The sequence below is a fragment of the Thermobifida fusca YX genome (assembly GCF_000012405.1).
Classification (GTDB): domain Bacteria; phylum Actinomycetota; class Actinomycetes; order Streptosporangiales; family Streptosporangiaceae; genus Thermobifida; species Thermobifida fusca.
The window spans coordinates 3,112,528-3,124,555 of record NC_007333.1 but is presented as its reverse complement, the minus strand read 5'-3'; the positions used below and the strand labels follow the sequence as shown (position 1 = coordinate 3,124,555).

At 65.2% G+C, this 12,028-nt stretch carries 5 protein-coding genes; all 5 read left to right on the top strand.

Annotated features, from left to right (window positions below):
* Positions 1-377: 377 nt before the first annotated feature.
* A complete protein-coding gene (rpoB, locus tag TFU_RS13200) occupies positions 378-3,845 on the top strand; it encodes a DNA-directed RNA polymerase subunit beta (protein WP_011293077.1) in 3,468 nt (1,155 codons plus the stop codon).
* Positions 3,846-3,876: 31 nt separating this feature from the next.
* Entirely contained in the window at positions 3,877-7,752 is a 3,876-nt protein-coding gene (locus TFU_RS13195) for a DNA-directed RNA polymerase subunit beta' (protein WP_011293076.1), read from the top strand.
* A gap of 1,958 nt (positions 7,753-9,710) precedes the next feature.
* Complete coding sequence (locus TFU_RS13190) at positions 9,711-10,694, top strand: DUF4190 domain-containing protein (RefSeq protein WP_016189241.1); 984 nt, start codon at positions 9,711-9,713, stop codon at positions 10,692-10,694.
* Between the two features lie 480 nt (positions 10,695-11,174).
* Positions 11,175-11,546 (top strand): 30S ribosomal protein S12, encoded by a 372-nt coding sequence (gene rpsL / locus TFU_RS13185; protein WP_011293074.1) that lies wholly within the window; start codon positions 11,175-11,177, stop codon positions 11,544-11,546.
* Positions 11,547-12,017, top strand: a complete 471-nt coding sequence (gene rpsG, locus TFU_RS13180) for a 30S ribosomal protein S7 (protein ID WP_011293073.1) — start codon at positions 11,547-11,549, stop codon at positions 12,015-12,017. It begins immediately after the preceding gene.
* Positions 12,018-12,028: the final 11 nt, after the last annotated feature.

The following is a 12,028-nucleotide window of genomic DNA, read 5'->3' as shown; positions in this document are numbered from 1 at the left end:
TTTTCTTCTTTCCCCGATGTTGATTAGCTCACACCTCTTAGGGGCTGTGTATCCTCTCACTCTGCCGGAACTGGTCGGAATGCCCTCTCTGGGCTTGACGAATCGGCCCGCAACAGGGATGCTGCCAGATGTCTTTGAGTGGCCGCGAGGCACACTGGTGGACAGCGGTGTAGCATTCGGCTACACTGCCCTTTTGCGCTGCCCTTTGACGTTTCCTGTGGAGAGTCCGTGTGTCTGCGGGCTTGATCCTCAACTGACCTAGCCCGGCCCGCACGGTTCTCGCACCCGTAGATCCACCCCTGTCTGGTGGCTCTTCGGCATTGGAACGTCCGGCGTGCGCGCGCATCAACCGCCACAAGCCTTCGGAAGGACCCCTGTTGGCAGCCTCGCGCATCGCCTCCGCTAACGCCCTTGGTCCGAACCGCGTTTCTTTCGCTCGCATCAAGGAACCACTTGAGGTCCCGAACCTCCTTGCCCTGCAGACCGAGTCCTTCGACTGGCTGCTCGGCAACGAGAGGTGGCGTGCCCGAGTCGAAGCGGCCCGCAAAGCCGGCCGTAAGGACATTCCGGAGCAGTCCGGCCTGGAAGAGATCTTCGAAGAGATCAGTCCGATCGAGGACTTCTCGGGCACGATGTCGCTGTCGTTCCGCGACCATCGGTTCGAGCCTCCCAAGTACTCCGAAGAGGAGTGCAAGGACAAGGACATGACCTACTCCGCCCCGATGTTCGTGACGGCGGAGTTCATCAACAACGACACGGGTGAGATCAAGAGCCAGACGGTGTTCATGGGCGACTTCCCGCTCATGACCGCCAAGGGCACGTTCATCATCAACGGCACCGAGCGTGTCGTCGTCTCCCAGCTTGTCCGCTCGCCTGGCGTGTACTTCGACAGCCAGATGGACAAGTCCTCCGACAAGGAGCTCTACGGGTGCAAGATCATCCCGTCCCGTGGAGCCTGGCTGGAATTCGAGATCGACAAGCGCGACTTCGTCGGTGTCCGTATCGACCGCAAGCGCAAGCAGGCTGTCACCATCCTGCTCAAGGCGCTGGGCTGGACCACCGACCAGATCCTGGAACGCTTCGGCGAGTACGAGTCCATCCGCGCCACCCTGGAGAAGGACCCCACTGCGGGGACCGACGACGCGCTGCTGGACATCTACCGCAAGCTCCGCCCGGGCGAGCCTCCCACGAAGGAGGCCGCGCAGGCTCTGCTGGAAAACCTGTACTTCAACCCCAAGCGCTACGACCTCGCCAAGGTCGGCCGCTACAAGATCAACAAGAAGCTGGGGTTGGAGATCGACATCACCCAGGGGACGCTCACCGAAGAGGACATCGTCGCCACCGTCGACTACCTCGTCCGGCTGCACGCCGGGGAGAAGGAGCTGGTGCGTCCGCACGGCACCTTCCCGATCGAGGTCGACGACATCGACCACTTCGGTAACCGCCGGCTGCGCACCGTCGGTGAGCTCATCCAGAACCAGGTCCGCCTGGGGCTGGCCCGCATGGAACGGGTCGTCCGGGAGCGCATGACCACCCAGGACGTCGAGGCGATAACGCCGCAGACGCTGATCAACATCCGTCCGGTCGTCGCCTCCATCCGGGAGTTCTTCGGCACCAGCCAGCTCTCCCAGTTCATGGACCAGACCAACCCGCTGGCCGGCCTGACCCACAAGCGCCGCCTCTCCGCGCTGGGACCGGGCGGTCTGTCCCGTGAGCGGGCGGGCTTCGAGGTCCGCGACGTCCACCCGTCGCACTACGGCCGCATGTGCCCGATCGAGACACCGGAAGGCCCGAACATCGGCCTCATCGGCTCGCTTGCGGCCTACGCCCGGGTCAACTCCTTCGGGTTCATCGAGACCCCCTACCGCAAGGTGGTCGACGGCCGGATCACCGACGAGGTGGTCTACCTCACCGCGGACGAAGAGGACCGGTACGTCATCGCCCAGGCGAACACCCCGGTCAACCCCGACGGGACCTTCGCGGAGTCCCAGGTGCTGGCACGCCGCAAGGGCGGGGAGTTCGAGTCCGTCGCCGCGGAAGAAGTCCACTACATGGACATCTCCCCGCGGCAGATGGTGTCGGTCGCCACCGCCATGATCCCGTTCCTGGAGCACGACGACGCCAACCGGGCGCTCATGGGCTCCAACATGCAGCGTCAGGCGGTGCCACTGCTGCGTGCCGAGGCCCCGCTCGTGGGTACCGGTATGGAGTACCGCGCGGCCACCGACGCCGGCGACGTCATCCTGGCGGAGAAGTCCGGTGTCGTCGAGGACGTCACCGCCGACTACATCACCGTCCTGGCCGACGACGGCACCCGCAAGACCTACCGGGTCCACAAGTTCCGCCGCACCAACCAGGGCACCTGCTTCAACCAGCGCCCCATCGTCGAAGAAGGCCAGCGGGTCGAGGAAGGCCAGGTGCTCGCCGACGGACCGTCCACCGAGGCCGGTGAGATGGCGCTCGGCAAGAACCTCCTCGTGGCGTACATGTCCTGGGAGGGCCACAACTACGAGGACGCCATCGTGCTGTCCCAGCGCCTGGTCGAAGAGGACATCCTCTCCTCGATCCACATCGAGGAACACGAGGTCGACGCGCGCGAGACCAAGCTGGGCCCCGAGGAGATCACCCGCGAGATCCCCAACGTCAGCGAGGAAGTCCTCGCCGACCTCGACGAACGCGGCATCATCCGCATCGGTGCCGAGGTCGTCGACGGTGACATCCTCGTCGGTAAGGTCACGCCCAAGGGTGAGACCGAGCTGACCCCGGAGGAGCGCCTGCTCCGCGCGATCTTCGGGGAGAAGGCCCGCGAGGTCCGCGACACCTCCTTGAAGGTGCCGCACGGTGAGTCCGGCAAGGTCATCGGTGTGCGCGTCTTCAGCCGCGAGGAAGGCGACGAGCTTCCTCCGGGCGTGAACGAACTGGTCCGCGTCTACGTGGCCCAGAAGCGCAAGATCACCGATGGCGACAAGCTCGCCGGACGGCACGGCAACAAGGGTGTCATCGCCAAGATCCTCCCCAAGGAAGACATGCCCTTCCTGGAGGACGGCACCCCCGTGGACATCGTGCTCAACCCGCTGGGTGTGCCTGGCCGGATGAACATCGGCCAGATCATGGAAATGCACCTCGGGTGGCTCGCGAAACACGGGTGGAAAGTCGAAGGCGACGACGCCGAATGGAAGCGCCGGCTGCGTGACATCGGGGCACACGAGGCACCGCCCAACTCCAAGGTCGCGACGCCCGTCTTCGACGGTGCCCGGGAAGACGAGATCAGCGGTCTGCTGAGCTGCGTCCTGCCCGACCAGGACGGCGACATCCTGGTCAACAAGTTCGGCAAGGCCAAGCTGTACGACGGACGCACCGGCGAACCGTTCAAGGAGCCGGTCGCGGTCGGCTACGCCTACTTCCTGAAGCTGCACCACCTCGTGGACGACAAGATCCACGCCCGGTCCACCGGCCCGTACTCGATGATCACCCAGCAGCCGCTGGGTGGTAAGGCGCAGTTCGGTGGACAGCGCTTCGGCGAGATGGAGGTGTGGGCGCTCGAGGCCTACGGCGCTGCCTACGCCCTGCAAGAGCTGCTCACCATCAAGTCCGACGACATCAACGGTCGCGTCAAGGTCTACGAGGCCATCGTCAAGGGCGAGAACATCCCCGAGCCCGGCATCCCCGAGTCCTTCAAGGTGCTCATCAAGGAGATGCAGTCGCTCTGCCTCAACGTGGAAGTTCTCTCCCGCGACGGCATGTCCATCGAGATGCGCGACAGCGAGGAAGACGTCTTCCGTGCGGCCGAAGAACTGGGTATCGACCTTGGTCGGCGTGAGCCGAGCAGTGTCGAAGAGGTCTGATTCCGCGATCCAAGAGCAGGGGACGAATTAAGTGCTCGACGTCAACTTCTTCGACGAGCTCCGGATTGGTCTCGCGACCGCTGACGACATCCGTCAGTGGTCGCACGGCGAGGTCAAAAAGCCGGAAACCATCAACTACCGGACCCTCAAGCCCGAAAAGGACGGACTCTTCTGCGAGAAGATCTTCGGTCCGACCCGGGACTGGGAGTGCTACTGCGGTAAGTACAAGCGGGTCCGCTTCAAGGGCATCATTTGCGAACGCTGCGGTGTCGAGGTCACGCGGGCCAAGGTGCGGCGGGAACGCATGGGCCACATCGAGCTGGCCGCTCCCGTCACCCACATCTGGTACTTCAAGGGCGTGCCCAGCCGCCTGGGCTACCTCCTCGACCTCGCACCCAAGGACCTGGAGAAGGTCATCTACTTCGCGGCCTACATGGTCACCTGGGTGGACACCGAGGCCCGCGAGCGCGACCTGCCGTCCCTGGAAGCCCAGATCTCCGTCGAGCGGCAGCACCTCGAGCAGCGCCGCGACTCCGCGATCGAGGAGCGCCACCGCAAGCTCGAAGCCGACCTGGCCGAACTGGAGGAACAGGGCGCCAAGGCGGATGCCCGCCGCAAGGTGCGCGAGGCCGCCGAGCGGGAGATCCGGCAGATCCGCGACCGCGCCCAGCGGGAGATCGACCGCCTCGAAGAGGTCTGGAACCGCTTCAAGAACCTCAAGGTCCAGGACCTCGAAGGCGATGAGCAGCTCTACCGCGAAATGCGGGACCGCTTCGGCAAGTACTTCCGCGGCGGTATGGGCGCCCAGGCGATCAAGGAGCGGCTGGCCAACTTCGACCTGGAGGCCGAAGCCGAGAAGCTCCGCGAGATCATCCGCACGGGCAAGGGCCAGAAGAAGGCCCGCGCCCTCAAGCGGCTCAAGGTCGTCTCGGCGTTCCTCAACACCCGCAACAGCCCGATGGGCATGGTGCTGGACTGCGTCCCGGTGATCCCGCCGGACCTGCGTCCCATGGTTCAGCTCGACGGTGGCCGCTTCGCCACCTCCGACCTGAACGACCTGTACCGTCGGGTCATCAACCGCAACAACCGGCTCAAGCGGCTTCTCGACCTCGGCGCGCCCGAGATCATCGTCAACAACGAGAAGCGCATGCTCCAGGAGGCCGTTGACGCGCTGTTCGACAACGGCCGCCGCGGCCGCCCCGTCACCGGTCCGGGCAACCGTCCGCTCAAGTCCCTGTCCGACATGCTCAAGGGCAAGCAGGGACGGTTCCGCCAGAACCTGCTGGGTAAGCGCGTCGACTACTCTGGCCGCTCGGTCATCGTGGTCGGCCCGCAGCTCAAGCTGCACCAGTGCGGCCTGCCCAAGCAGATGGCGCTGGAGCTGTTCAAGCCGTTCGTGATGAAGCGCCTGGTCGACCTGAACCATGCGCAGAACATCAAGAGCGCCAAACGCATGGTGGAGCGGGCCCGGCCCGTGGTGTGGGACGTGCTGGAGGAAGTCATCTCCGAGCACCCCGTCCTGCTCAACCGGGCGCCGACCCTGCACCGCCTGGGCATCCAGGCGTTCGAACCGCAGTTGGTCGAGGGCAAGGCCATCCAGATCCACCCGCTCGTCTGCACCGCGTTCAACGCGGACTTCGACGGCGACCAGATGGCGGTCCACCTGCCGCTGTCGGCGGAGGCCCAGGCCGAGGCGCGCATCCTGATGCTCGCCACGAACAACATCCTCAAGCCCTCCGACGGCAAGCCGGTCACCATGCCCACCCAGGACATGGTCATCGGCCTGTACTACCTGACCACCATGAAGGAGGGTGCGAAGGGAGAAGGCCGGGCGTTCAGCAACATCGGCGAGGCCATCATGGCCTACGACCTCGGCGAACTCGACCTGCAAGCGAAGATCAAACTGCGGGTCGAGGGCGACACGGTGCCGCCGGTGAACTGGGAGCCGCCCGAGGACTACCAGCCGGGCCAGCCGTACATCCTGGAGACCACCCTCGGCCGGTACCTGTTCAACGAGACCACGCCCGAGGACTACCCGTTCGTCAACCAGCAGATGGGCAAGAAGCAGTTGTCCGCGCTGGTGACCGAACTGGCGGAGAAGTACTCGAAGGTCCAGGTGGCTACCACCCTGGACGCCCTCAAGGACGCCGGATACTACTGGGCGACCCGTTCGGGGCTGACCATCAGCATCAGCGATGTGATCCCGCCGCCGAACAAGCAGCAGATCCTCGACAAGTACGAGCAGCAGGCCCAGAAGATCCAGCGCCAGTACGAGCGTGGTCTGATCAGCGACGACGAACGCCGCCAGGAGCTGATCCACATCTGGACCAAGGCCACGGACGAAGTGGCCAAGGACATGGAGGAGAACTCGCCTCCGGACAACCCGGTCTGGATGATGGTCAACTCCGGATCCCGCGGTAACCCGCTGCAGGTCCGGCAGATCGCCGCTATCCGCGGCCTGGTCTCCAACACCAAGGGTGAGACGATTCCGCGGCCGATCAAGTCCTCGTACCGCGAGGGCCTAACGGTGCTGGAGTACTTCATCTCCACCCACGGCCAGCGGAAGGGTCTGGCGGACACCGCGCTGCGTACCGCCGACTCCGGATACCTCACCCGTCGTCTCGTGGACGTCGCCCAGGACGTCATCGTCCGCGAGGTCGACTGCGGCACTGACCGTTTCCTGTGGCAGGAGATCGGCGAACGGCGCCCCGACGGCACGATTGTGCGCAAGCACAACGTCGAGAACACCGGTTTCGGCCGGACTCTCGCCGAAGACGTGGTGGTCGACGGCAAGGTCATCGCGACCAAGCTGAGCGACACTACCGAGGCGCTGATCGACAAGCTGCTCGCCGCCGGGGTCACCCGGATCCGCATCCGCAGCGCACTGGTGTGCGAGTCCAAGATCGGGGTGTGCGCCACCTGCTACGGCCGCTCCCTGGCCACAGGCAAGCCGGTCGACGTCGGTGAGGCTGTCGGTATCATCGCCGCCCAGTCCATTGGTGAGCCCGGTACCCAGCTGACCATGCGTACCTTCCACATGGGTGGTACGGCGGGTCAGGACATCACCCACGGTCTGCCCCGTGTCCAGGAGCTGTTCGAGGCCCGCGTCCCCAAGGGCGTGGCCCCGATCAGCGAAGTGGAGGGCCGGGTCCGGATTGAGGAGACCGACAAGAGCCGTAAGATCATTGTCGTCCCGGACGACGGCTCCGACGAGGTCAGCTACCAGGTGCCCATGCGGGCTCCGCTGCTTGTCCAAGACGGGCAGCGCGTCGAAGTCGGTCAGCAGCTCGTCCAGGGTACGGTCAACCCGCACGAGATCCTGCGGATCCTCGGCCCGCGCGCGGTGCAACAGCACCTCGTCTCCGAGGTCCAGGAGGTCTACAAGTCGCAGGGTGTCTCGATCCACGACAAGCACATCGAGATCATCGTGCGGCAGATGCTCAAGCGGGTGAACGTCCTCGAGTCCGGTGACACTAAGCTGCTGCCGGGCGAAATGATCGAACGTCCCAAGTTCGAGGAGATCAACCGCCGCGTCGTGGCCGAAGGCGGCCAACCCGCTTCGGCTCGTCCCGTCCTCCTCGGCATCACGAAGGCGTCGTTGGCCACAGAATCGTGGCTCTCCGCGGCCTCCTTCCAGGAGACCACCCGGGTGCTCACCGAGAACGCCATTCACGGTAAGAGCGACCCGCTGCTCGGTCTCAAGGAGAACGTCATCATCGGTAAGCTCATCCCGGCCGGTACCGGTATGCCGCAGTACCGGAACATCCGGGTTGAGCCCACTGAGGAGGCCAAGGCCTCGATGTACTCGGTTTCCTCCTACGAGGAGCCCAGTGAGTACACCTTCGGCCAGGGATCCGGTGAGGCCGTTCCGCTGGAGGACTACGATTTCGGGTCCTACAACAGGTAACCCGGAACGATTGGTGACGTCTCGCTGAGCTGAACGACGGCGGTAGTGCATCTCACAACGGGCAGCACTACCGCCGTCCGTCGTTACCGGTTGACATACTCACTCTGGGAGAATCTGTTAAGCGCGCGAAGCGGTCGGGAGAACAAGCAGTGACGGAGCACGGGGGAGTGCCGGACCGACCAAGTGGCGGACAGGAGCGGTCTCAACGGCAGACGAGTTCCTGGTTTCAGCCCAGCGAGGAGCGGTACCGGACTCAGGCACAGTACCGAGACCCCTATGAAGAGCGGCAGAAGAACCAGGATGGTTCCGTAGACACGGGAGCGTCGGACCGCCCCGACACGCCGTCGGCCCCTCGCTACCCGAACAGCGGCGGCTATCCGGGCTTGGGCGGCTACCAGGGCGGCGCCCCCGGCATGGCCGAACCGTATCCTCCGGCGTTGAGTGGGACAGGACTGTCCGGAGACGCGCAGGCACCGTCGTTGGGCGGTGACTACCCCTTCGACCTTCCTCCCCGTGACCGGGTCCCCTCGTACCGTGACTTTGCGGAAAGCGGGACCGAACGTGCCGCTTCGGGCCAGGACAGGGACCTGGACGACGATTCCGGCCCCGGCTCTGCCTACGATCTCTCGACCCGCTCCTACCGCCCCGAAGACTTGTACCCCTCGGGAACGACCCCCTCCGGTGCGTCGCACTCGACCTTCTCCCCCGGAGTTGAGTCGACCCCGTCAACCCCCCAAGGCGCCACGTACCGGTGGGAGGATCCGACTCCAGGCACCACCTCGGGCTACGAGTTCGGACGCTCGCCATCCTCCCCCGAGTCCGCTCCATCCAGCGGCTCCTCCACCACCGGAACGTGGACGGTGAAGACAGAGGGCGAGCGGGGGGCCACGTACCGGTTGGAGGATCCGGCTCCGGGCACCACCTCGGGCTACGAGTTCGGTCGTCAGCCGTCCGAGCCCGCTGCGGCTGCAGAGCCTTCAGGCAAGGAAAGCGGACCGGAAGGGGCCACCGGTGGCTGGCCGTCGGCTAAGCCGGACAGCACCCTCCCCGGTTACTCCGCCGGTATCGGGAACCCCTACACGCCGTCGGCAAGCAGCACCGATACGGCGCCCGCCGGACAGAGCACGGAGGCTTCAGGAGGGCAGCCCCACCGGCCGCCTGATCCCACGAGCGTGTACCGCATCCCTACCGGAGACAAAGCGCAGTCGCCGCTTGCCCCCAACCGGATCGTGCCTCCCTACCGCACACAGGCCAATGCGCCCTACCCCGGCTGGGGCGGTGCGAAGAGCGAGGACAGCAGTCCGTTGGGCGATGGCGGGGCTTCTGCTGGCAGCTACGGGCCGTCAGGCCAGGGAGAGTCACGTTCTACGGCAGAGTCTTCGTTGGGTGAGTCCACGTGGAGTGGGCTGGGCACCGGAAGCAGTAGCCCGTTGGATGGCAGCGGGGCTTCTGCTGGTGGTGCTGAGTCTGTGGAGCGGGAGGAGCCGCGGTCTGCTGCGGACTCTCTGCTGGGTGAGTCCACGTGGAGCGGTCGAGGCGCCGGAGACAGCAGTCCGCTGGATGACAGCGGGGCTTCTGGTGCTCCGGGCGTTGTGGAGCGGGAAGAGCCGCGCCCGACGTCGGAGCCCTCGTTGGGTGAGTCCACGTGGAGCGGGTTGGGCACCGGAAGCAGTAGCCCGTTGGATGGCAGCGGGGCTTCTGCTGGTGGTGCTGAGTCTGTGGAGCGGGAGGAGCCGCGGTCTGCTGCGGACTCTCTGCTGGGTGAGTCCACGTGGAGTGGGCTGGGCACCGGAGGCAGCAGTCCGTTGGATGGCAGCGGGGCTTCTGCTGGCAGCTACGGGCCGTCAGGCCAGGGAGAGTCACGCTCTGCGGCAGAGTCCTCGCTGGGCGGCTCCCTGGGTACCGGCAGTGGAAACACGTGGGCTTTCAGCCGGGATGATCCCCGACTCCCGGACAGCGTGCGCGAGATCGCGGAACGCGCTGCCCAGCGGTCTTCCAGAACCGACACCTCCTCGGACCCCTTGTCGAGCTCGCACGACCCGCAGGCGACTGCGGCGTGGGATTCGTTGAAGACGACGGATTTCACGTCCCGGGATTCCGCGGACGACCGGTGGAACGGTGCTGCCGAGGACTCCACCGACGCCGAGGAGACCCGGCACGACTCTCCTGGTGAGAAGAACACGTCGGAGCAGTCGACTGCGGATCCCCTGCTGGCGATCGCCAACGAGCAGAGCCGGGCCCGCAGCAAGGAACTGGCCTCTCAGAGCGAAGCCGACAACTGGGACCTCGCGGAAGGGATCGTTAAGGAGAACACCGGGGCTGTCCCCCTGCCTCCCGATCTCAGCGAGGAGGTTCTCGAAGGCGACCGCTACGACGAACTGGGGTACGACGGGCGCAGCCGGGACGCGGATTACGACGACCGCGACTACGACGACTACCCGGAGGATCGCCGCTACGACCGGGACGAGGACTACGACAGCGGATGGCGCGGGGAAGGGGACCGCTCCTACGACGACCGGCGTGGTGGGGACGACGAGTACTACGACGACGTCGATGACCGGTACTATCCCGAACCGGTCCGCGATCGGGGTGCTCGCGCCTCCCGGCGGAAGGACAAGATCGCCAAGGAGTTCCCCGGGTTCACCGAGCCGGTCGGCGGGTCAGCCGCGGACTACCCCGGCTACGACAACATCGATGTGTGGCCCGAGACCGAAGGCTTGGCCACCGCGACCTTGTGGCTTGGTATCTTCGCCCTGCTCCCGGGCCTCGGCCTCCTGCCGGCGGTCGTCGCCCTGGTTCTGGGGCCCAAAGCGAAGAAGAACATTCGCGACTCCCAGGGACACCTTGAAGGCGAACAACTCGTCAAAGCAGGTACCATACTTGCGACAATTGGGATTGTTGTGAGCGTGCTCACTGTGGTCGGCTACGTGTTGCTGTTCTGAGTCGGCATGGCATTTCCCCGGCATCAGCGGAGAGGAGAGGTTTACCGAAAATTCGCTGACGCTGGGGAAAAGCGTGTCCGTGGGGACCGAAAAATCAACGCGACCACTCTTGACACGCCGTACACTAGAAGAAGACCTACGGCAGCATGAGGCTGCGGAGTGCGGACACCGGACCAGGTCACCCCGATTTTGACCGGGTGATCGGGGTTCGGTAGTCTCCAACTTCGTGCCCGTGAGTCTACGGGTCACACGTGTGCGCTTTTTGTGTCTGTCCCTGTGCATGCGGGCGACGGGGAGAGCGGCGCGTGACACCTCCTCCCACAACAATCGACCACCGGTCGGGTGTAGTGCTCCACTGTGCTTAGAAACTGGGGCGACACGCCCGAGCGCGGGGGTCGGGGGAGCGGGAAATCCAGCAGGTCATAGCGCATCCAATGACTATGGAACCGGCGTAGGTCAAGAGGGAAGTACGGAGACGCGGTGCCCACGATTCAGCAGTTGGTCCGTAAGGGCCGTAAGACCAAGGTTTCGAAGAACAAGACTCCGGCGCTCAAGGGAAGCCCTCAGCGTCGCGGCGTGTGCACACGTGTCTACACAACCACGCCGAAGAAGCCGAACTCTGCGCTGCGGAAGGTCGCTCGTGTCCGGCTGAGCAGCCAGATCGAGGTCACTGCTTACATTCCCGGCGTCGGCCACAACCTCCAGGAGCACTCCATCGTGCTCGTGCGTGGTGGCCGTGTGAAGGACCTTCCGGGCGTGCGCTACCGCATCGTTCGCGGCGCACTCGACACGCAGGGCGTTCGCAACCGCAAGCAGGCTCGTAGCCGCTACGGCGCCAAGAAGGAGAAGTAAATGCCGCGCAAAGGTCCGGCGCCGAAGCGCCAACTGATGACTGACCCGGTCTATGGATCGCCTCTGGTCACTGCACTGATCAACAAGGTGCTGCGGGACGGTAAGCGATCCCTGGCCCAGTCGATCGTCTACAACGCTCTTGAGGGTGCCCGGGAGAAGACCGGGCAGGACCCCCTGGTCATCCTCAAGCGGGCCATCGACAACGTGAAGCCCACCCTCGAGGTGCGCAGCCGCCGTGTTGGTGGCGCCACCTACCAGGTACCGGTCGAGGTCCGCGCATCGCGCAGCACCACCCTGGCGCTCCGCTGGCTGGTGCAGTACGCGCGTCTGCGCCGTGAGAAGACCATGACCGAACGTCTGATGAACGAGCTGGTCGACGCCAGCAACGGTCTTGGCGCCGCTGTCAAGCGACGTGAGGACACCCACAAGATGGCGGAGTCCAACAAGGCCTTCGCCCACTACCGCTGGTAACCCCCGCGGGT

Coding starts and splice junctions, on each gene's coding strand:
- rpsG (WP_011293073.1), top strand. CDS start 11,547: ATGCCGCGCAAAGGTCCGGCGCCGAAGCGCCAACTGATGACTGACCCG.